17 protein-coding genes are annotated in these 22111 nt (G+C 61.1%); 13 read left to right on the forward strand and 4 right to left on the reverse strand.

Annotated elements, in window-relative coordinates:
* The first annotated feature begins 158 nt into the window (after positions 1–158).
* From EN845_RS12410 to EN845_RS12420, 3 genes are read left to right on the forward strand one after another with little or no spacing between them, the layout of a single operon-like run.
* Positions 159–2873 (forward strand): ABC transporter ATP-binding protein, encoded by a 2715-nt coding sequence (locus EN845_RS12410; protein ID WP_127870128.1) that lies wholly within the window; start codon positions 159–161, stop codon positions 2871–2873.
* A 34-nt stretch (positions 2874–2907) separates the two neighbouring features.
* A complete protein-coding gene (locus EN845_RS12415; RefSeq protein WP_127870127.1) occupies positions 2908–3354 on the forward strand; it encodes a cyclic nucleotide-binding domain-containing protein in 447 nt (148 codons plus the stop codon).
* A gap of 22 nt (positions 3355–3376) precedes the next feature.
* Positions 3377–4225 (forward strand): MBL fold metallo-hydrolase, encoded by an 849-nt coding sequence (locus EN845_RS12420; protein ID WP_127870126.1) that lies wholly within the window; start codon positions 3377–3379, stop codon positions 4223–4225.
* Position 4226: 1 nt separating this feature from the next.
* On the opposite strand, the gene EN845_RS12425 is transcribed toward EN845_RS12420, so the two are convergent.
* Positions 4227–5006, reverse strand: a complete 780-nt coding sequence (locus EN845_RS12425; RefSeq protein WP_127870125.1) for a polysaccharide deacetylase family protein — start codon at positions 5004–5006, stop codon at positions 4227–4229.
* Positions 5003–6091: a glycosyltransferase family 4 protein gene (locus EN845_RS12430; RefSeq protein ID WP_127870124.1), complete on the reverse strand. Its 1089-nt coding sequence runs from the start codon at positions 6089–6091 to the stop codon at positions 5003–5005. The genes EN845_RS12425 and EN845_RS12430 overlap by 4 nt, the downstream gene beginning before the upstream one ends.
* Positions 6092–6165: 74 nt before the next feature.
* Between EN845_RS12430 and EN845_RS12435 the strand changes: the two genes are divergently transcribed.
* The 7 genes from EN845_RS12435 (at position 6166) to EN845_RS12465 (ending at position 15720) form a co-directional block, all read left to right on the forward strand.
* On the forward strand, positions 6166–7344 hold the full coding sequence (locus EN845_RS12435) for a DUF3095 domain-containing protein (protein ID WP_127870123.1): 1179 nt from the start codon (positions 6166–6168) through the stop codon (positions 7342–7344).
* A gap of 281 nt (positions 7345–7625) precedes the next feature.
* Positions 7626–8966 (forward strand): adenylate/guanylate cyclase domain-containing protein, encoded by a 1341-nt coding sequence (locus EN845_RS12440; RefSeq protein ID WP_127275931.1) that lies wholly within the window; start codon positions 7626–7628, stop codon positions 8964–8966.
* Positions 8967–9123: 157 nt separating this feature from the next.
* Positions 9124–11019 (forward strand): ABC transporter ATP-binding protein, encoded by a 1896-nt coding sequence (locus EN845_RS12445; RefSeq protein WP_127870122.1) that lies wholly within the window; start codon positions 9124–9126, stop codon positions 11017–11019.
* On the forward strand, positions 11016–12914 hold the full coding sequence (locus EN845_RS12450; RefSeq protein WP_127870401.1) for an ABC transporter substrate-binding protein: 1899 nt from the start codon (positions 11016–11018) through the stop codon (positions 12912–12914). Before EN845_RS12445 ends, EN845_RS12450 begins: the two co-directional genes overlap by 4 nt.
* A gap of 2 nt (positions 12915–12916) precedes the next feature.
* Positions 12917–13915: an ABC transporter permease gene (locus EN845_RS12455; RefSeq protein ID WP_127870121.1), complete on the forward strand. Its 999-nt coding sequence runs from the start codon at positions 12917–12919 to the stop codon at positions 13913–13915.
* Complete coding sequence (locus EN845_RS12460) at positions 13912–15093, forward strand: ABC transporter permease (protein ID WP_127870120.1); 1182 nt, start codon at positions 13912–13914, stop codon at positions 15091–15093. Before EN845_RS12455 ends, EN845_RS12460 begins: the two co-directional genes overlap by 4 nt.
* Positions 15094–15240: 147 nt before the next feature.
* A complete protein-coding gene (locus tag EN845_RS12465) occupies positions 15241–15720 on the forward strand; it encodes a class I SAM-dependent methyltransferase (RefSeq protein ID WP_127870119.1) in 480 nt (159 codons plus the stop codon).
* An 80-nt stretch (positions 15721–15800) separates the two neighbouring features.
* On the opposite strand, the gene EN845_RS12470 is transcribed toward EN845_RS12465, so the two are convergent.
* Complete coding sequence (locus EN845_RS12470; RefSeq protein ID WP_127870118.1) at positions 15801–17216, reverse strand: adenylate/guanylate cyclase domain-containing protein; 1416 nt, start codon at positions 17214–17216, stop codon at positions 15801–15803.
* A gap of 195 nt (positions 17217–17411) precedes the next feature.
* Between EN845_RS12470 and EN845_RS12475 the strand changes: the two genes are divergently transcribed.
* The 3 genes from EN845_RS12475 to EN845_RS12485 all read left to right on the forward strand — a co-directional run bounded on the left by EN845_RS12475 (position 17412) and on the right by EN845_RS12485 (position 20310).
* Entirely contained in the window at positions 17412–18236 is an 825-nt protein-coding gene (locus EN845_RS12475) for a hypothetical protein (protein ID WP_127870117.1), read from the forward strand.
* A gap of 173 nt (positions 18237–18409) precedes the next feature.
* On the forward strand, positions 18410–18931 hold the full coding sequence (locus tag EN845_RS12480) for a GNAT family N-acetyltransferase (RefSeq protein WP_127870116.1): 522 nt from the start codon (positions 18410–18412) through the stop codon (positions 18929–18931).
* Positions 18931–20310, forward strand: coding sequence for a hypothetical protein (locus EN845_RS12485; RefSeq protein ID WP_127870115.1), 1380 nt, complete (start codon positions 18931–18933; stop codon positions 20308–20310). Before EN845_RS12480 ends, EN845_RS12485 begins: the two co-directional genes overlap by 1 nt.
* Positions 20311–20326: 16 nt before the next feature.
* Here EN845_RS12485 and EN845_RS12490 read toward each other — a convergent pair whose 3' ends face one another.
* Positions 20327–22096 (reverse strand): adenylate/guanylate cyclase domain-containing protein, encoded by a 1770-nt coding sequence (locus EN845_RS12490; protein ID WP_127870114.1) that lies wholly within the window; start codon positions 22094–22096, stop codon positions 20327–20329.
* Between the last annotated feature and the right edge of the window lie 15 nt (positions 22097–22111).

The following is a 22111-nucleotide window of genomic DNA, read 5'->3' on the forward strand; positions in this document are numbered from 1 at the left end:
TTTCGGGCGACACAACGCAATCTTGCTGAGCGCAGCACTGCCTCCGTGCACTGCAGCTTCGAGCTTGTCATTGGCGACGAAGAAATTGCCGATACGCCATTCGCCAGCAGGTGCTTTTACATCCAGCACCCTTCCAACTGAAGGCTCCACGATCGCATATGGAACCCAGCCTAGCCCGCTACATCTGGAAGCACACCAGGAAGCAGCAGATCTGGATATTGTTGATCGTCTTGCTTTCGATGATCCCGTATTTCATGTCCTTCGACCTGCCGAAGCTGATCGTCAACGGCCCGATCCAGGGCAAGGGGTTCGAGCAACCGGGCGCGACCCTGCCCTTCATGAGGCTGCACTATAACCTGCCGTTCATTGGCGAGGTCCTGTTGTTCTCCGGCTTTCAGCTCGGCCGCAAGGCGACGCTGCTTGCCCTGAGCATTGTGTTCCTCTTGCTGGTCGTCATCAACGGCCTGTTCAAACTCTACATCAACACCTACAAGGGCCGCCTCGGCGAACGCATGTTGCGCCGTATCCGCTTCGATCTGGTCGATCGTGTGCTGCGTTTTCCGCCGATTTACTTCAAGCGGGTGAAATCCGCCGAAGTGGCGACCATGGTTAAGGACGAGGTGGAGCCGCTGGGCGGCTTCATCGGCGATGCCTTCCTGCAGCCGGTGCTGCTCGGCGGCCAGGCGCTGACGGCCATGCTGTTCATCATGGTCCAGAACGTCTGGCTCGGAGCGATAGCCATCGTGATCGTGGTGATCCAGATCGTGCTCATCCCGCGCATGCGACGGCGGCTGCTCGTGCTCGGGCGCCAACGGCAGTTGACGGCACGCGCGCTTTCGGGCCGGGTTGGCGAAATCGTCGACGGCATCGGCGCTGTTCACGTCCACGATACGTCGAACTACGAGCGCGCCGACATAGCTGCCCGGCTCGGGCTCATCTTCAAGATCCGCTTCGATCTTTACCAATGGAAATTCATGGTAAAGTTCCTCAACAATTTTCTGGCGCAGCTCACGCCCTTCCTGTTCTACATGATCGGCGGCTATCTGGTCATTGCGGGCCGGCTGGACGTCGGCCAACTCGTGGCCGTGATCGGCGCCTACAAGGACCTGCCTGGACCGATGAAGGAACTGATCGACTGGGATCAGGATCGGCAGGATGTCCAGGTCAAATACCAGCAGGTCGTCGAACAGTTCACCGTCGAGGATATCATTGCGCCGACGATCGGAGCACTGACGATCGACAATCCCGGTCCGATGACAAACCCGTTGTCGGCGGTCGGTCTGTCAATGGCGGACGATGGCGGTGCAATGCTCCTCAACCGGATCTCCATGCAGGTCAAGCCGGCCGAGACGGTGGCGCTGGTCAGCACCCCGACAGGTGGAGCGGAGGCGCTGGCAGAAGCCTTCGCGCGGCTGAACTGGCCGGAAAGCGGAAAGGTCGCTTCGGGCGCCGATGACCTGCTTGAGCTCCCCGAAGCAGTGACCGGCCGGCGCATGTCCTACGCCTCGTCGGATGTTTTCCTGTTCCAGGCAAGTCTGCGCGATAACCTGCTCTACGGGTTGAAGCATGCACCGCTGACATCGGTGACTTATGACGGCGCCGCGGCGGACCAGCAGCGCTGGAACATCGACGAGGCGCGCCGGTCGGGCAATCCGGATCTCGATATCCACAGCGACTGGATCGACTATGCTTCCGCCGGTGCTACCGGCCCGCACGACCTCTTCGAAGCGGTGCGCCGGGTGCTCGACGCGGTTCTTCTGTCGCGCGACATTCTGGATCTTGGCTTGCGTTCTTCGGCCGACCTAACGCGTCACACGAAGCTTGCCGGGCGTATCGTCGAACTGCGTGCAGCGCTGCGAACCCGGCTCGAACAGGAAGGGCTGCGCGAACTGGTGGTTCCTTTCGAGCCGGGCGCTTACAACACGGAAGCGACGATCGGCCAGAACCTGCTGTTCGGCGCTGCCGCCGGCCCCGAACTGGCCGACAAGGCTCTGGCGGCCAATCCCTATTTCGCTTCCGTGCTGAAGCAAGCCGGCCTCGACCGCACGCTCTACGAAATGGGCATGGAGATCGCCGAACAGGCGATCGAGCTGTTTGCCGACCTGCCGCCCGATCACCAGTTCTTTCAGCAGCTCGCCTTCATGAGCGCCGAGGAGATCCCCGCCTACGAGACCTTGCTGCAGCGGCTCAAGAACCGGTCCTACGAGGCGGTTTCGGAGGCCGACCGCGCCATGATCATCACTTTGAGCTTTGCCTATATCGAGCCCCGGCACCGCTTCGGCCTGCTGACCGACGAGCTGATGCGCAAGATCGTCGCCGCACGCAACCAGTTCTATGAAAACCTGCCGCCCGAGCTGCAAAACGCGATCGAACGGTATGATCCTGCCAAATATATCGCCGCGGCCACCGTCATGGACAATGTCCTGTTCGGGCGTCTGGGCAACAACCATCCCGACGCGCCGGACCGCATACGCTCCATCGTTTATGAAATTCTTGACGAGCTGGGGCTTTATGCCGAGCTTCTGAATGTCGGCTTGGATTTCAACGTCGGTGCCGGCGGCAGGCGGCTGACCGGTGGACAGCGACAGAAGCTCGATGTTGCCCGGGCCCTGCTCAAGCGTCCCGATTTTCTCATCCTCAACCGGCCGCTGTCGGCGCTCGACCAGCGCATTCAGGAAAAGGTGCTGCGAAACGTGCTCGAGGAAGCCAGACGCGACGGCCATTCGCCGGCAATTGTGTGGGTCGTGACGAGTCCGGCAATGGCCACAGGGTTCGATCGCGTTATCGTCTTTGACTCGGGTCAATTGGTGGAAGACGGTACACACGAGACACTTTTGGCAGGAAACGGTATCTTCAAGGAACTTCTGTCATAGTCTGGCAGACGCGAATTTAGGAAGGTTTGCGACAATGCTGCTCAAGGATGAAGTCGGAATGCTGCAACGCGTTCCCTTGTTCTCTGGCATTGAGCCGGCAAAGCTCAAGCTGCTCGCGTTCACATCCGATCGCGTGAAATACAGCGCCGGCCAGATTCTTTTCCGGCAGGGCGACGAGGCGGACGCCGCCTATGTCATCCTTTCAGGCAGCGCGGACATTCTGGTCGATTCCGATAGCGGGCCGATAAAAGTTGCCGAACTGCTGCCAAATTCGATCGTCGGCGAGATCGCCATATTGTGCAACAGCTCCCGCACTGCCGCCGTCAGAGCGGCAACTGATCTGGAGGCCTTGAGAATCCGCAAGGATCATTTCCTGAGGCTTATGAGGGAGTTCCCGGAAATGACGATCGAGATATTGCGGGTTCTTGCCGATCGGCTAAGCCATACGACCGCGGATCTGATCGACGCACGAACCGCCTAGAGCTACGATGGGCGAAAGTAGTATGGACGACGATTTTTTCCTGGTCAGATTTTGGGGCGTGCGCGGCAGCATTGCGGTATCCGGGCCAGAATTCGCTCGCTATGGCGGCAACACAGTCTGCATTGAGATGCGATGCGGCAAGCATACGCTTCTGTTCGACGCGGGCTCTGGCCTGCGGCCTGCCGGCAGGGCGTTTCAGGCGGCGGATATGACCGATTTCGACCTGCTTTTCACCCATTGCCACTACGATCACATCATCGGGCTGCCGGCTTTTGCGCCGATCTTTGACCCGAGCGTCAAGCTTACCATTTGGTCCGGGCATCTTGCCGGGCGCATGACGACCCGGCAGATGATCGATGAGTTCATACGGCCGCCGTGGTTTCCGGTGAAAATGGACGTCTGCAAGGCAAAGCTCGACTGCCGCGATTTCGTGTCCGGAGACGTGCTTCGGCCGCGCGAAGGGGTCGTGGTTCGGACCGGCAGCCTTGCCCATCCGGGCGGCTGCATAGGCTACCGGGTCGAGTGGGGCGGCCGCATCGTGGCGGTGATCACGGACACCGAGCACGAGCCGGGCAAACTCGATCAGTCGGTGCTCGGCCTCATCGACGATGCCGACCTCGTCATTTACGATTGCACCTACACCGAGAAGGAAATGGAACGCCGCCGCGGTAACGGCCACTCGACATGGCAACAGGGCGTCAAGCTCTGTGAGGCGGCCGGCGCGCGGGGGCTCGCGCTATTTCACCACGATCCGGCACGCACCGACGAGCAACTGGACGAGATGGAGAAACTGGCCAAGGACCGGTTTGCCGGCGCGTTTGCCGCGCGGGACGGCCAAACGCTCGAATTTCCAGTGCAGAAAAAGCGCTGAGCTATTTTCCTCCAGAGCCCTGTCCTGATGGATCGCGGCGTTCGATCAATGTGCTGATCGGAAGCCAGGCGCAGGATTCAGCCCGTGCGGTGACCGCGAATAGCCGTTCGAGGAAAAGCCATGCCGATTCATCGTGGACGAGATGGTGCGTGAGCAGGCCGACCGGCTCGCCGCCGTCGAATGCCTGCTGCAATTGCGCGATAATGGCCTGAACCAACAGGCCATGGTCGCGGCAGCCGCGAGTGCCATGCCAGTCCATGATATCGACATTGCTGTTGATGACCGCCAGGGGAGCGGGCTTCGGCGGGCCGAAGACCGACAATGCCGCAAATCCTATAGATCCAAGGACGGATACCACGCCGGCGTCGATCCTGTTCCAGGGCGGGACCAGCATCGGAACGGCACGTGCGCCGTGCAGGCCGGTTACGCGCGACAGCCCGCGGGCCAGATCATCGAGCACCGCCTCGGGTGGGCGATGTGCGCCGAGCTCCTGCTTTTTCTGGTCCTCGGGCGCATGATTTCGGTGCGCCCAGCCATGGATGGCGACCGTGGCATGCGGCGCCTCGTCAAGCCGGACGACAAGTTTCCCATCAGTCAGGGCCGGGATGACGGCCAGCGTGACCGGAACCGCGAATTCACCGGTCAGATCGAGCAGCCGATCAAGCGCCGGCGTCGGATCCACGGCGTCGTCGTCGCGCAGCCAGAACTCCGCCCTGCGGCCCGTCCGTCGCAGGCGCGCCAGCTCTTTCACCAAGGGCTGCCAGATCGGATCAGATGTCATGAGACCGGGATCTTCTCGAGAAGTTCGGCCAGCCGCGCCGCTGCAGTACCGAGGGAACGTTCTTCGAGGATGAAACGTCTGGCTTCCGCGGCCATGAGGGTTCTTTCGTCGTTACGGGCCAGAAGCCTTTCAATGGCGGAAGCGAACGCCGCCACATCGCCCGGCGGGGTGAGAAACCCGGTCTGGCCATCCCGCACGACCTCCGGCACGCCGGCGATGTTCTGGGCCACCACCGGAAGGCCGGCGGCCTGTGCTTCAAGATAGGCCACACCATAGGCCTCGCCGAACCCGGGCCAGACGTAAATTCCCCCTCTGTAAAGGACATCCGGCACGGCTGCCGGCTCGATCGCGCCGAGCCATTCGATACGCTCTGCGGGCAAGCCGGCGAATTGCGCCTTGACCTCGTCACGGGCAGGCCCCTCCCCGACGACCGACATGGTCCAGGGCAGATGGCCGATCGAACCGAGCGCTTGCGCCAGCATGCGATAACTTTCGACTTTGTCGCCCGGGCGCATCATGGCGACTGTAACCAGGCGCGTCGGGCAACCCCGTGCCGGCTTTTCCCGGAATGCCGACGTGTCGATGAAGGGCGACAGTATGCCTAGAGAGGCATCGGGAATGGCATCTGCCAGTCCCTGGCGATCCCTTTGCGTGAAGCAGATGTTCAGCGCTGCCTGTTCGATGGCTCGCACCACCAACGCTTGGCTATCGGCCCACAAACCAGCGTTGCGCCGCCTGGAATAGGAGGCTTCCGCTGTCACATAGGGGACAGCAAAGGCCGACGCCAGCTCGGGTCCGATCAGGTCTGGCGCCTTGTAGTAGGGATGATAGGAGAACCAGAGGTCGGGCTTGCCGTCACGGTGCCAAAGCTTTGTCAGCCGAGTGGCTTCCTCTCGGGCCTCGATCTTGAGCGCATCGAAACTTTTCGACTCCGGTTGGCGTAGATAGAAACGCAATTCGGATGCCAGTTGGACGCTATGCCCTCCATGCTCCAGCGCCTTGACCAGCATCCGCGCCATCTGGCGGTCGCCGGAGACAACGGGATGATTGGGTGACTTCAGCGGCGCATAGAAGGCAATTCGCATCGCGCGACCCTATCATCGCAAAGCCAGGGCAAGTCAATTTCGAAGCACGATCGACTTCACCTTCAAGCAGTGGAATGTGCTATCTGATGCTCATGGAAATAGCTGCCGCTTCCGACCCGTTTGTGGCTTCTTTGCCGGTCTTCGCAAAGTTCGAAAGCGTTGCCGATATCGATAACTATCGACCTCTCCCCGATGGCTGGGCGATCGCCACCGCCGACATCGTCGGCTCGACCAAGGCGATCGAGGCCGGGCGCTATAAAACCGTCAATATGGCCGGCGCCAGCGTCATTTCGGCGCTGCTCAATGCGCTGGGTCGGCAAGACCTTCCCTATGTCTTCGGCGGTGACGGCGCGCTCGTGGCGTTCCCCGGCTCGGCGCTGGAACTCGCCCGCAACGCGCTGGCTGCTGTCCAGAGATGGGTGGCGGACGAACTGGACCTGACCTTGCGTGCGGCAATCGTGCCGATAAAGGATATAAGGGCGCAAGGCCTCGACGTCCGCGTGGCGAGGTTTCAGGCCTCCGAAGCGGCCTTCTATGCCATGTTCGCCGGCGGCGGCGGCAGTTGGGCGGAAGCCGAGATGAAAGCGGGGCGCTACCGCATCGATCCTGCGCCGGCCGGCGCGCGGCCGGATCTGACCGGCCTCTCCTGTCGCTGGAACCCGATCGAAGCCCGGCATGGCGAAATCGTTTCGATCATAGCCGTACCGGGGCCGGCGCGCGACTTGCGCGGTTTTCAGTTTCTGGCTTCCGACATCATCGCCCTCGCCGGCAGGCAGGAACGCGATGGTCACCCGGTGCCGGTGGACGGGCCGGACTACAGTTTGCTGCCCGCCGGCCTCGATGTCGAGGCGCGCGCCGCGGCGCCGCCGGGGCGGCGGTGGTTGGCGAAGCTGTGGGTAATCTTCCTGATGACGCTTACGGCTGTCGCCGACAGGTTTGGCTGGACGATCGGCAAGTTCGATCCGAAGGTCTACAAACGCGACGTGGCCAGTAATTCGGATTTCCGCAAGTTCGACGACGGCTTGAAGATGACCATCGATGTTGAAGCGGATGTGTTGCAACGGATCGAGAACCGGCTGAAACAAGCAGAAGAGGCGGGCATCTGCCGCTATGGCCTGCACCGCCAGCAGTCGGCCTTGATGACATGCCTCGTAATCTCGCCGCTACAGCCCGATCACGTTCATTTCATCGATGGCGCCTCCGGTGGTTATGCGATGGCTGCCGCAAGCCTGAAGGCGAAGGTGCCTGTCTGATGGCGGCTTGCCGAAATCGGTTCTCCGCAATATGCCTTTCTGATCGTCGACACACGCAATGTATTTGGCCGCCTCGGGCTGGGCCGAGATACGGTGGTGAAGGCCTGACGGCGTCTGAGCCGGGCAATTTTTGCCCGATGTCAGGATCGTGATTGCACTCCGCCGGCAGCCTCGCCACATATGTGCGCCAGCAGATAGATGCAGTTATGCCTGCTCCTTCCCTGCTTCGAGGTGTGGCGGATCAAAGGAGAAGGCTCGTCTTCGACGGGTTTCGAGGTAGCATGAGCACAGCGCAAACAGAAATTTCGACCATTCTCATGGACAAGGTTGCCGATTGGCTGACCCAATCGGCTTTGGCCGGCAACGACTTGGAAACATTGGTAAAGGGGTTTTGCGAGCGGCTGGCTGCTGCCGGCCTGCCGCTGAAGCGGGTGCATTTGAGCTTTTCGATGCTTCATCCGCTTTATGACGCGCTTGGTTTCACCTGGATTCGCGGCCAAGGCATGGAGGTGGAAGGCTTCCGCAAACAGGACGGCGTTCATTCTGACAGGTTCCTAACCAGCCCATACTACCATCTGCTCAGCAACAAGCTCGACCATCTGCGGCGTCGGCTCGACCCGGCGGTCCCGTCGGAATTTCCTGTTTTCGATGAACTCAGGCTCATGGGCGTGACCGATTACATGGCTTTCGTCCATCCCTTCAACGGCAATACCAGTCAGGGCATGATCGGGTCCTGGTCCACCGACAGTGCTTCAGGTTTCAGCGACAGCATGATTTCGGCGCTGCTGCGTATCCAAAACCATCTCGCCATCGCAACCAAAATGGCGGTGCTCACCAAGTTGGCCGACAACATGATGACCACTTATCTCGGCGGCGACGCCGGGAGACGCGTGCTGGACGGCCAGATCAAACGCGGCGAGGGCGACACGATCCGGGCCGCACTGGTCATGGCCGATATGCGCGGGTCGACAAAGCTTGCCGAAACTTCCGGCCGCGAAATCTACATCGATACGCTGAACCAGTTTTTCGATGCCATTGCAGCACCTTTCAATCGCAAAGGCGGGCAGATCATGAGTTTCATCGGTGATGGCTTCATTGCCGTCTACCCTTGCGAAAGGCATCGCTCGCAGTCCGAGATCGCCTGCCAGTCTGCTCTGGCGGCAGCGCACAAGGCCACTGCGCGCATGATGGATCTCAATCTGCGAAGGAAGGAAAAAGGCTTGTCCGACATAAAATTTGGCATAGGCCTGCATGTCGGCAACGTGATGTTCGGCAATGTCGGGCTTACCGACCGGCTCACATTCTCTGTCTTCGGCTCGGCTGTAAACGAGGTCCAGCGCCTCCAGACCCTGACCAAGAAATATCCGCACCGCGTTCTCGCCAGCAAGGACTTCGCCAGCTATTGCGGCGCCAACAGCTGGCTGACGCTCGGCAGCGAGGAACTGGCCGGGATCAAGCAGAAGCTGACGGTGCTTTCACCCGATCTGTCGGGCGCTCTCGCACTCGATGAAGACGGTGCGCTGGAGCCGATTTACGACCGGAGATCGGAGGCCGAGCAGGTCATGCTGCTTCATCGCGATGCCGCACGGCTGTCGGCGGGCGACCGCAGGAAGCTCCAGTAGCCAGCCCCAATCTGATCCGAACGCCTTGGTAAGCAGTCCGGTCGCTGGTTCCGCCGCTGGCGATCGTTCGAATCCAAGTTGCTCTAGGCTGGCAATGCGGTAGTCTTGCTTCCAGGGCCTGCCGCCTGGCAGGCCCCAGGGTGGGGCTGGTGTGAGAATGAATGCAGGCGTTGATCTGCTGCGGATCGAGGATGTTGGCATCTCTTTTGCCATTATCGGGGGACCGTTGCATGCCGTCAGACGTGCAAATCTCCGCGTCCTGCCCGGCAAGGTTACCGCGCTTGTGGGCGAGTCCGGTTCCGGAAAATCGGTTCTCAGCCAGGCAGTAATGGGCATTTTGCCGAACACAGCACATGTTCGCGGCCGTATCCTGTTTTCCGATCCTGAAAAGCCCGGCACGACGCAGGATATCCTGCAGATGCCGCGTGACGGGCCCGAAATCCGGGCGTTGAGAGGCAGCCGCATCGGCAAGATCTTTCAGGAGCCTATGACATCGCTGTCGCCGCTGCACACGATCGGCAACCAGGTCAGCGAATCCCTGCAGATTCATACGCCCATGGCGCGGGCGGAGCGAAAGGCGCGGACTGAGGAAATGCTCAGCCTTGTCGGCTTTCCCAATCCCAAGCGCGCCTATGACATGTATCCGTTTGAACTTTCGGGAGGATTGCGTCAGCGCGCCATGATCGCCATGGCGCTGATCTGCCGGCCCGCCTTGTTGATCGCCGACGAGCCGACGACGGCGTTGGACGTCACCATCCAGGCACAAATCCTGCAATTGCTACGCGAGCTTCAGACCAAGCTGAACATGGCGATGCTGCTGATCACGCACGACCTCGGCGTGGTCGCCAATGTTGCCGACGAGGTGGTGGTCATTTACCATGGCGAGATCATGGAAGCGGGACCTGTCGAGGCAATATTCCGCCGGCCAAGTCACCCTTACCTGAAGGGCCTGATGGCAGCCGTTCCGCATTTCGACCTGAAGCCTGGCGAAAGGCTGAAGGCGCTGCGCGAGGTGCCGGTGAATGTCGAGAACCTGCTTGGCAAGCAGACGGCGCCGGCATCGAAGGGGCCGAGCGACATCCTGCTGTCGGTCAGGGACCTGACAAAGACCTTCACCATCCGCAAGTCTGGTTGGTTCGGCGGTGATCATCAAACCTCTGTTCGCGCCGTGGACGGCGTGAGCTTCGACATCAGGCGGGGTGAGTGCCTGGGTCTGGTCGGCGAAAGCGGCTCCGGCAAAACCACCGTCAGCAAGATCCTCATGCGGGCTGTCACGCCTAACGGCGGCTCGGTGATCTTCAATGGCCGCGATGGACCGATCGACGTCTTGGGAGGCGACAGAGACGCCCTGCGCCTGCTGCGCGCGAAAATCCAGATGATCTTTCAAGATCCGGTTTCGTCGCTTTCACCTCGCATGACGGTGGAAAACATCTTGAGCGAGCCGTTGGAAATCCATCAACGGGGCAATGCCGCGTCCCGACTAGCCACGGTCAAGAGCCTTATGCAGGCGATCGGGCTCGATCCGCGCTTCATCAAGCGTTATCCGCACAGTTTCTCCGGCGGGCAGCGTCAGCGTATCGGCATCGCGCGCGCGCTGGCGCTGGGGCCCGAACTCCTGATCTGCGACGAGCCGGTTTCGGCGCTCGATGTCTCTGTCCAGGCGCAGATCCTGAACCTCCTGAAGGACCTGCAGAAGGAACTGGGCCTGACTTACCTATTCATATCCCATAACCTGGCAGTGGTGGACTACATGGCAGACCGCATCGCGGTGATGTGCGGCGGGCGTATCGTCGAGCTTGCCCCGCGCGAAATTCTGCTTAGGAAACCGGTCCACCCCTACACGCGCTCACTGGTCGCCGCTGTACCTTTTCCCGATCTCGACAGGCCGATGGATTTCAAGACGCTGAAGCTCAGCGGCGCTTCCGACAGCAGCGCATGGGGACCGCAATTCCGCGACGAGGGCGACGAGGATGTGCTGTCGCCGCTCGATCTTGGCGGCGGCCACCTCGTGCTGGCCCGACGTTCGGCCGATGTCAGCGAGCTACGCCCTTGATCAGCCGGCGCACCGTCCTTGGACTCATGGCTTCGGCGTTTCTGCCGGGCACGGTACGCGCAGGCGATCTGGAGCCTGAATTTCTTCAGCCGCAGCTGAAGGCCAGGGCGCTGCCGGCACTCACTGAGCGCCTGCCCAAGAGCCCGCGCGTATTGAATCTCGCCGCCATGGGCCGGCAGCCCGGCCAATATGGCGGCACGCTGCGCACGATCATCGGCAGCCAGAAAGATATCCGGATGATGACCATCTATGGGTATGCTCGCCTGGTCGGCTATGACGAAAAGCTTAACATGCAACCCGACATCCTCGAAAGTTTCGACGTAGCACATGATCGTGTCTTCACTTTCAAGATCCGGGAAGGACATAAATGGTCTGACGGCAGCCTGTTGACGCCGGAGGATTTTCGCTATTGCTGGGAAGATGTCTGGCTGAACGATGAGCTTTCGCAAGGCGGGCTTGCTCCGAGCCTGCTGGCAGATGGCAAGCCGCCACGCTTCGAGATCGTCGACCCGTTGACGGTCCGCTACAGTTGGGAGGCGCCAAATCCCGACTTCCTGCCCAAGCTCGCTGCCGCCTCGCCGCTGTCACTTGTTCTGCCGGCCGCCTATCTCAAGCAGTTTCACAAGAAATACCAAGATCCATTCCGGCTCGCCGGCCTAATGACGGAGAACCGGGCAAAGAAATGGACGCTCCTGCATATCCGCATGTCGCGGCAGTATCGCCCGGAAAACCCGGAGCTGCCGACGCTCGATCCCTGGCAGAACCGGACCAAGCCGCCGGCTGAACAGTTCATCTTCGAGCGAAACCCGTTCTTTCATAGAATAGACGAGAATGGCCGGCAGCTGCCCTATGTTGACCAGATTGTCATGAATGTCAGCTCGTCGGCGATCATTTCCGCCAAGACCGGTGCGGGTGAGAGCGACCTGCAAAGCATGGGAATTGACTTCTCCGACTACTCTTTTCTGAAGGATGCGGAGAAGCGTTACCCCGTGAAGATGCATCTCTGGAAACGCACACAGGGTTCGCGGCTGGCGCTCCTGCCCAACCTGAATTGTGCCGATCAGGTTTGGCGTAACCTTTTTCGTGACGTGCGCGTACGCCGCGCGCTTTCCCTCGCTGTGGACAGGCGCGAGATCAATTTGGCTGTATTCTACGGATTGGCGCAGGAAAGTGCCGATACGGTCCTGCCGGAGAGCCCGCTCTACCGGCCGGAATTCGCGAAGGCCTGGGTCGCCCATGATCCCGACCGGGCCAACGCCCTGCTCGACGAGGTCGGGCTTCAAACGCGCGACGATGACGGCCTGCGGGTACTTCCCGATGGGCGCCCGGCGCAGGTCATAGTGGAAACGGCCGGCGAAAGCACGCTGGAAACCGACGCGCTTGAGCTCATCACCGATCACTGGCGCCAGATCGGCATCGCCCTGTTCGTCCGAACTTCGCAGCGCGACATCTTCCGCAGCCGCGCGCTTGGCGGCGAGATCATGATGTCGATGTGGTCGGGCATAGACAATGGCGTGCCTACCCCCGACATGAATCCGTACCAGTTGGCCCCCACCATCGACGACCAACTGCAATGGCCACTCTGGGGCGCTCACTACCTGTCCCATGGCAAGATGGGTGAGGCGCCCGATCTTCCTGAAGTGGTCGAGTTGGTGGCTTTGCTCAAGCGCTGGAACGCTTCGTCTGAGGCCGCGGAGCGCGCCGAGATCTGGAATTCAATGCTGTCGATCTACACCGACCAGGTGTTTTCGATCGGCACTGTGAACGGAACGCATCAGCCGGTTCTGGTGTCCTCACGGCTGCGCAATCTGCCTGACAAGGCGCTCTACGGCTACGACCCGACCGCCTATTTCGGTGTCTACATGCCCGATACCTTCTGGCTTGGAGAGTCCTGAGCGTGTTTCGATATATTGTCTGGCGCATCGCTGTGATGGTTCCAACGCTGCTGATCATATCGGCGCTGGTGTTCACGATCATCGAACTTCCCCCAGGCGACTATTTCGACAGCTATGTTTCGGAGCTTCGGGCTCAGGGTGAAGCGGTAGATTCCGATCGCATCAAAATGATGCGGAAGGAATATGGGTTCGACCAGCCGCCGGTCATTCGCTACTTCTACTGGGTCGGCGGGATGCTGCACGGCGATTTCGGCTATTCCTTCGAGTATGAGCTGCCGGTTCGCGACGTCGTCGGGGACCGAATGTGGCTGACCGTCCTGGTTTCCTTCGTCACGATCATCTTCACCTGGCTCATTGCCTTTCCCATCGGCATGTACTCCGCCACGCATCAATACAGTTGGGGCGACTACGGCCTTACTCTCTTCGGCCTTCTCGGCCTTGCCATTCCCAATTTCATGCTGGCGCTGATCCTGATGTATTTCGCCAATATCTGGTTCGGCACCTCCATCGGCCATCTCATGGACCCGCAATATCTCAGTGAGCCGATGAGCTGGGCCAAGGCGAAGTCGATCCTCGCCCATCTCTGGATCCCGGTCTTGATCATCGGCACCGGCGGCACGGCAAGCATGATCCGGCGGCTGCGCGCCAATCTGCTCGATGAGCTTCACAAGCAATATGTCGTGACCGCGCGCGCCAAAGGCCTTCATCCCTTCAAGGCGCTCGTCAAATATCCGCTGCGCATGGCGCTCAATTTCTTCATTTCCGACATCGGCTCCATCCTGCCGGCCATCATCTCCGGTGCCGAAATCACCGCGATCGTGCTGTCCTTGGAGACGACGGGGCCGATGCTGATCAGAGCGCTGCAAAGCCAGGACATGTATCTGGCAGGGTCTTTCCTGATGTTCCTCGCCTTCCTGACGGTGATCGGTGTCCTGATTTCCGACCTGGCGCTGGCGCTGCTTGATCCACGAATTCGTTTGCAGGGCGGCAGCACCAAATGAACAAGCAATCCCCCCTGCCCGCTCCGGGTGCCCCACTGCAGCACTACGTTTCCATCGCGCCCTTCGACCTGCAATCAGTCGAGGCGATGACGGCGGAGCAGTCGAAGGTCTTCCAGGCATCGCAGTTGCGCCTGATGTGGTGGAAATTCCGACGGCACCGGCTTGCCCTTGTATCCGGCATATTTCTGGCAGCGCTCTATTTCGGGATCCTGATCTGCGAGTTCCTGGCGCCCTACAATCTGCACACGCGCAACATGGACTACATCTATTCGCCGCCGCAGCGGGTACACCTGTTCCATGACGGACAGCTTGTCGGGCCCTTCGTCTATGGTCGCCAGATGACGCTGGATATGGACACACTCAAGCGGAACTACATCGACAACCAGGATGATGTTCAACGGATTCGTTTCTTCTGCAAGGGCGACCGTTACCGGTTCTGGGGCCTGGTCGAAGGTGACAGGCATTTTGTCTGTCCTGCCGAAAACGGCCAGCTCTTTCTGGCCGGCACCGACAGGCTGGGACGCGATGTGCTCTCGCGTATCATCTATGGCGCACGCATTTCACTCACGATCGGCCTTGTCGGCATCAGTTTCAGCTTCCTGCTCGGCATTGTCATAGGTGGACTGGCTGGCTATCACGGCGGCATCTTCGACCTGATCGTCCAACGGATAATCGAAGTTCTGCAATCGATCCCCAGCATTCCGCTATGGCTGGCTCTGGCGGCGATCATGCCGATAACCTGGAGTCCAATCCTGATCTATTTCGGCATCACCGTCATCCTCGGGCTGATCCACTGGACCGGACTGGCGCGGGCCGTGCGTTCAAAGCTTCTGGCCTTGCGCGAGGAGGATTACGTTCTGGCCGCGCAATTGATGGGCGCCAGCAGCAGCCGCATTATCCGTCGGCACCTCATCCCCGGTTTCATGTCGCATCTGATCGCAACGGCGACGATCTCCATACCCGGCATGATCTTGGGCGAGACGGCGCTGAGCTTCCTTGGGCTGGGCCTGAGGCCACCGACAACCAGCTGGGGCATCCTGCTAACCGAGGCGCGCAGCGTCAGCGTCATCGCGTTCTATCCATGGCTGCTTTTGCCGATGCTCCCCGTCATTCTCGTCATCCTGGCGTTCAACTTCCTCGGCGACGGCTTGCGGGACGCCGCAGACCCCTACAAGTGAGATCGCTATTCCGCCGCGCGCCGGGCCGCCGGCAGCCTGTTCGGTTGTTGCAGTGTCCATTGTTGACCTCTATATGCGACGAGACTCGATCGGGTTGATCGCGGGCATTATCGATCGCTTGAACTGGTTCAGGACGCACAAACGCATATGAGTCGCCTCGAGAGTTTCATCCGCAGGATGACCGCACAGCGCGACATTCTCGATCAGATCTGCGCCGAGGTAGCGAAGATTGAGGGTCCCGTGCTCGAGCTCGGCCTCGGCAATGGCCGGACATTCCACCATCTGCGCGAGCGCCTGCCCGGACGCCGGATCGTGGCGTTCGACCGCGCGCTGGCCGCCCACTCCAGCTCGATTCCCGAAGCTGAAAACCTCGTGCTCGGCGAAATACGCGAGACGGCAAGCAGGTTCATCGGCATCGACGCCGCTCTCGTTCATGCCGATATCGGCACGGGCTATGAAGATCTCGATGCAGTGACCTCTACCTGGCTTCCCGATCTGACCGCGCGCCTGCTTCGTGTCGGCGGCATGGCGGTCAGCGGCACGCCGCTCGATCACCCGCAATTGCAGCGCCTCGCGCCGCCGCCTTCAGTGCCCGCCGATCGCTATTTTATCTGCAGGCGCGTGTGAGGGTCCGGAACAACCAAATCTTCGGGCCCGGGTCTTCAGGGGCCAGGTCTTCAGGGGTCAGGTCTTCAGGGGTCAGGTAGTCAGGGGATCGTATACACCGCTACCTCTCGCTCAATGCCGCGCAGCGAGACTTCGTAGGGCACGGGCTTCAGCGCACTCCTGCGCAACAGATCGGCGGTGAGATTGTCGTCGACCACCGAACGGGTGGCGAAGATCGCCTGTGCGTTGGCCAGATTCTGGACCCGTGAAGCAATGTTGACCGTCTGGCCAAAATAGTCCTGCCGCTCGTTCATGGACACGGCGATGCAAGGGCCGGCATGGACGCCGATCTTGAGCAGCAGGTCCTCGCGCCCGCTCTTGTCGTTGAGCGCACGCATGGCTTCGCGCATCCTGAGGGCCGCGGCAATCGCACGATCAGGCGTTGCGAAGGTCGCCATCACCGCATCACCGATCGTCTTGACCACCGCGCCGGCCTCCGCCGCGACGATCTCGTGCAGAACCTGGAAATGTGCGCGCACGAGATCGAAGGCCGCAAGGTCGCCCACCCGTTCGTAAAGGGCGGTCGAACCGCGCAGGTCGGTGAACAGGAAGGTCAGGCTGGTAATTTTCAGCCGCTGGTTGATGTCGAGCGTATCCGTGCGATAGAGATCGCGGAACGTCTGGTTGGTGAGCAGGCGCTTGGCGGTGAGGAAGGGCCGGCGTTTACCCAGGAAATCGTGCAAGGCCTGGCCGGCGATGAAAACCGTCGGCAGCACGCGCGTGTCGGTCCTGTTTTCCAGGGAAATGCGCAACGGGCCGGGTTGCATCTCCAGCGTCTGGTTCTGGACATGGTCGCGGTCGAAGACCAAAGAGAGGCTTCGGCGCTCCTTTGTTGGTTCGCCCTTCACGTCGATGAACTGCGCTGAATGGGTGACCGGCTCGAAGACGATGACGAATTCGGACGGAAGCTGTATGGGCAGAAGCGCCTTTTCACCGGGCGCAAGCTCGATATCTTCCAGCGAAAACGCTTCCAACTTTTTCGCGAAATCCTCATCCGGCACATCAACACCCGAAGCCCAGTAGATCTGGCGGAAATATTCCACCAGCGGCAGTTCGTGTGGATTGTGGGCGGCAATCCTGCGTATGCGCGGACTGACGGTGAATGTCACCTCGACCATCTCGTCGAGGGTTGGCGAATAGCCCTCGGAGCACAGCGCGCAGGTGTATTCATCTTTCTGCAGGGTTTTCAGCGTGGCGTTGGTGTCGAGCACGCCGCCACAGCCTGGGCATAGAACATTCCAGGAAACATCGAAAATGCCCACCCGCGCCGCATGGAGAAATGCGCTTATGGTGCGCTCCTCGTCGAGGCCGTGCTTGCTGGCGAAGGCTGGCGCATTGATGCGGCAAAGTTCGCGGTCGTTGCCGTCCGCGACGGTTCGCTTGATCGCGTCGATTACCAGTGGATCGACATCGGTCGATTGCCGCAGAAGCGAGAACAGATCCTGAGCTTCATTCATCCTGCCGGCTCCAGAAAATGCGCCTCCCAGACGTGTTGATCGGACTGCCCTTGGTGCGAGTGCTGCATTTTACTTCGAAACGGACCATTCGGATAGACAAGCCTGATGATGGTTCAATTTCCATTCGGCGGATTTTCTCCGGCCGCAAGCGGCACTATGATGGTCGATAGGCGTTCATCTTTGGGGTTTTCTCCTGTGCCGACACCCGACAACCCGCCATTTCCCGCCGCCCTGCGCCTTTTCTCGGCGGGGGTCATCATCGTCCTGATCGTCGGCGCCGGCCTGTTTTTCGCGCCTGAGCTGGTCAAGCCGCGGTGGCCTTGGCCTGTCACGCCGTTCAGTGCCCGCTTCCTCGGCGGCTTCTACACCGCCGAAATGGCGGTGATGGCAGCGCTGCTGGTCTGGAATCGCTGGTCGCCCGGCAGGCTCGTCCTCGTCATGGCCTTCATCTTCACCGTCATCGTGTCGGCGGTTTCGTTGATCAATCTCGGCTATTTCAACTTCGAGCGAAAAGCGGCCTGGCTCTGGTTCCTGGTCTATCTTGCCTCGGCCGCGGTATCCGGGCTGTTCCTTTGGCGGACCAGGGCCTATCCCCCAGCAAAAGGCGTGACCCCTAACCCCGCATGGCGCGGCTACATGTTGGCGGAAGCCGCGATCCTTGGCCTCTATGGCATCGGCATGTTGCTATTCCCTCAAAGGGTCAGCAGCACCTGGCCATGGCCGGTCGATCCCTTCCACGCCCAGGTCTACAGCGCCATCTTCCTCGCCGGCGCTGGCGGCGCCTATCTCGTCTGGAAAAACGCGCCGCGCGAGGAACTGCTGGTGCTCGGCCTGGCGCAGTTTCTGGTCGGCCTGCTTGCCATCCTTGGCCTCGTCATCACCGACGCCGCGGTGCACCGGATCGACTGGAGTGCGACCAGGACATTGTGCTGGCTCGCGCTTTTCGGCTGGATCGGCATCAGCGGCGCCTTCAAACTCTACGCCGCCTCCCGGTATTTTGGCTCGCAATCGGCGTCATAGGCTGCAGAGATAGCTGGATTTTCAGGTGCCGCCGGCGCATCGTGCCGGGCCGATTGGGTTCGAGCACTTCACCGTTTCAAGGAAACGGCGAATTGCTCTATCCTTGGTTCTGACGCAATTCCGGGCGGAAAACCGCTCACACTTTTCCTGGAATTGCTGTAGCCGGGAACGCCATGACCAGCACGACCTCGCCATCCGAGAAAATCCGGCCGCAGCTTCGAGCCGTGCGGCCAGGCGATGCGGAGGCGCTTTGCGCTATCTTCAACATGCCGGGTTTCCGCTGGGGCACGCTCAGGATGCCTTTCGAGATGGTGGAGCAGGTGGAGCGGCGCATCGCCAAGTGCGGCCAGGAAACCACCTGGATCGTTGCCGAGTTGGACGGCAGGATCGTCGGCCATGGCAACCTGGTTGTCCAGGGTTCGCCGCGCCGTTCGCATATAGGCGAGATCAATATCGGCCTTGACGATGCCTTTGTCGGCAAGGGCATCGGCTCTGCCATACTTGGCGCACTGCTTGACGTTGCCGACAATTGGCGCGCGCTGAAGCGGGTCGAATTGACCGTCTATGCCGACAACGAGCCGGCCATCCGCCTCTACACCAGCCACGGCTTCGAGGTCGAAGGCCGGCATGTGAAGGCCGGCTTTACCGACGGGCAGTATCACGACCTTCTGAGCATGGCCCGGCTGCGGTTCTGATGACCGCCGTCTTCGCCCCAGCCCCTACGCCTCCGGTGGAAATTCTGGCTGTGCTGTCGCTGCTCTGCCCGGAAGTCGTGCGTGACATCGAGCAGAACTGGAATGCATCGGTTTCCGATTACGCCCGCCATCTGTGGCGGCCGGTAGCAAGGCCTGCATCCGGCCCGGCGATCGCTGCCCGCTCGATCCTGCGCGAAGTCCTGCATCAGCGCCTCGGTGCGATCATGCAGCCTGAGGAGATCGGCAAGATCCTCGAAGAGTTCGAGCACAGACCGGTAATTCAGTCCGGCCTGCACTGCCTGCTTCTGATGGACCGGATCACCTTCGATGCCCTTCTGCTTGCCTGGCTCGGCGCGGTCGAAAACGGGCTGTCGGCCTTCTTCGGCTTCATGGGAACGACGATGACCATGGAGACAATTGGCCGGGAGGGGCCGGGCTGGCTCGATGTCGGCGACGACAAGGTCAACCTGTTTGGCATGGGGCGCCACAAACTGTGCCGCAAAAGCGTTTGCGCGGCCGGTCCCGTCACCCTCAACAGGCGCGCCCTCGAAGCGGTGTGCGACGAAACGGATGCCAGCCGCTGGCTGGGCACACTGCTCGCCAGCCACGACAAGGTGTTTGCAACCGCCGCCGATGCGCTGACAGAACTCAACGAGGATCTGGTCGCTGGTTGGGATCGTTCCGGCATGGCCCTGCCGGTTTTGATCGATGACCGGCTCGCCGCTGCTGCCATGGCGCGGCATCTGGACCATGACGGCGGCCTTCTTTCCAGGCTGCTCTTCGAGCCCGCAAGGCGCCGGCGTCTCGAGCATGCCTTGCAAGAGGCCGCATCGAGCCCATTTGGCAGATTCCTGCCCAATGCCACCGCCTATTTCTGGGGCATCCGCGAGGAGCGCGTGCGCAAGCTCGTCCTCGAGAACGGGCAGCTGATCGAGCCTGACAGGCCGCACGGTCTTTCCATCCAGTTCGAGCGGCCGCAACTGAAGCAGGCGCTGCTGGACGGTGTGCTGCTGCCGGACTTGTTCCTGACGTTCCTCGTCCTTGCCATATTGCCGCGCGTGCGGGTCGTGGGTGGCTTGAGACAGATTGGCTATGTAGCGCTTTTCCACTTGATCCTGTTGGCTGCGCTGGATGAAAACGCGCCGGAAGAGCGCGATCTGGCCGCCGAGTTGCAGGTTCGGGAAAATGCCTGGGGCACCCGGGTCATCGATGAAAAGATCTCGGTCCGCGAGCAGCTTGCCGGCCTCCCGGAAGGGGCGCCCTTCGCGGACCTGCTCCGGCAATACCGTTCGCGGACATTTGCCGAAACGACCGACGACCTGAAACTGGTTCGCGAAAACGCCCGATGGTGCAAGATCGGCCGGGCCTTCGGCCTCTGATCGGGCCGCTACCCGGTCATTGCACCACACCGGCCTTGCGGAGCCCGTCGATCATGAGCTCGAAATCGGCAGGGTTCTTGTAAGGCAAGACTTTGCGACGGTATTCCAGCGAAAAATCGGGATTGACGCGAAGCATCTCCTGCCATGCCGCGCGGGCTTCCTCCAAACGGCCCAGATGGCCGTAGCTGGCGGCCAGGAGCGCGCGCGAGACGTCTGTGACAGCGTTGCGAGCCAGCCGTTGCAGCAGGAGGTCAACGGCCTCGTTGTATCGTCCCAGTTGAAACAACGCCAAAGCCTGGAAGTGCAGAAGCACATCCGCAAAGTACGGGTTCAAGGACTTTCCCCGGGCGAAACTCTCGAGGGCCTCCTGGGATTTGCCTGAATAGTACAGCGTTTCGCCGCGGCAGACGTGCGCTTCGGCGAAGTTCGGATTGAGGACCAGTGCGCGCTCGACCTCGTCGATGGCCTCATCGTGCCGTCGTGTGTACAGCTTGGCTATCGCCAGCGCCCAGTGCGCCCAGGGATCGTTGTCATCGAGCGTTACCGCCCGCGTTGCGGCCTCTTCGGCTTGCGCCATCGATTCCGGCGGCGACGCCCCCCACCTGTTCAGGTAATCGACGCCGTGCGTGAGGGCGAGGAAAGCGTAGGCAGAGGCAAAGTTCGGGTCCAGTTCGGTGGCACGTTGCAAGAGGTCGCGGGCTGCGACGTTCGTCTCCCTCGTCAGCCGGTGCCACAGCTCCCGGCCGCGCAGGAAACAGTCATACGCCTCGGTGTTGCGCGGGTGCTCCGGCGCCAGCCGTTGCCGGGCATCGTCGGTCAGGTTGAGCGCCAGCGCACCGACGATCTGCTGCGTCACGTCGTCCTGCACGGCGAATATGTCGGTCAGGTCGCGATCGAACCGCTCCGCCCAAAGATGGCCGCCTGAAATTGCATCGATGAGCTGCGCGGTGATCCGCACCCTGTTGCCCGACTTGCGTACGCTGCCTTCGAGCACATGCCGCACGCCGAGTTTCGCGCCCACCTCCTGCACATGGACGTTCTGGCCCTTGAAGGTGAACGACGAATTGCGTGCGATGACGAAGAGTTGCGACAGTTTTGACAGCGCCGTGATGATGTCTTCGGAGATGCCGTCGGCGAAGTAGTCCTGTTCGGCGTCACCGCTCATGTTGGCAAACGGTAGCACGGCGATCGACAGCTTCGGCGGCACTGCCGCAGCCGGCCGGCTCGTCGCGGTTTCCGGGGTCGCGGCCGCCTTGGCCCCCGCGCCGACCTGCAGCGAATAGACCCGGACCGGCTCGGCGATGTTCTTAAGCTGTGTGCTGCCGAGATCGCTGACCGAGAGGTCGAGCCTCGCCTTGACCTGGCGATAGGCATCCTCGGACAGGCAGATAGCGCCGGGCGCCGCGACACCCTCCAGACGCGAGGCGATGTTGACGCCGTCGCCCATCAGGTCGCCGTCGCTTTCTTCGACCACATCCCCCAGATGGATGCCGATCCTGAACTCGATGCGGCGGTCCTGCGGCACGCCGGCATTGCGCTCAACCATGCCGTTCTGGATCTCAACGGCGCAGCGCACGGCATCCACCACACTGCGGAACTCAACCAGCGCCCCGTCGCCGGTGCGCTTGATCACCCGCCCGTTGTGGACTGCGATGGTGGGATCAATCAGGTCGCTGCGCAGCGTCCGCAACCTCGCCAAGGTACGCTCTTCGTCCGCGCTCGCGAGCCGGCTGTATCCGACCACATCTGCAGCCAGGATTGCGGCCAGCTTGCGGTTCTCGCTCATGCGTCGGTCTCCTTA

The sequence above is a fragment of the Mesorhizobium sp. M8A.F.Ca.ET.202.01.1.1 genome (assembly GCF_004791595.1).
GTDB lineage: Bacteria > Pseudomonadota > Alphaproteobacteria > Rhizobiales > Rhizobiaceae > Mesorhizobium.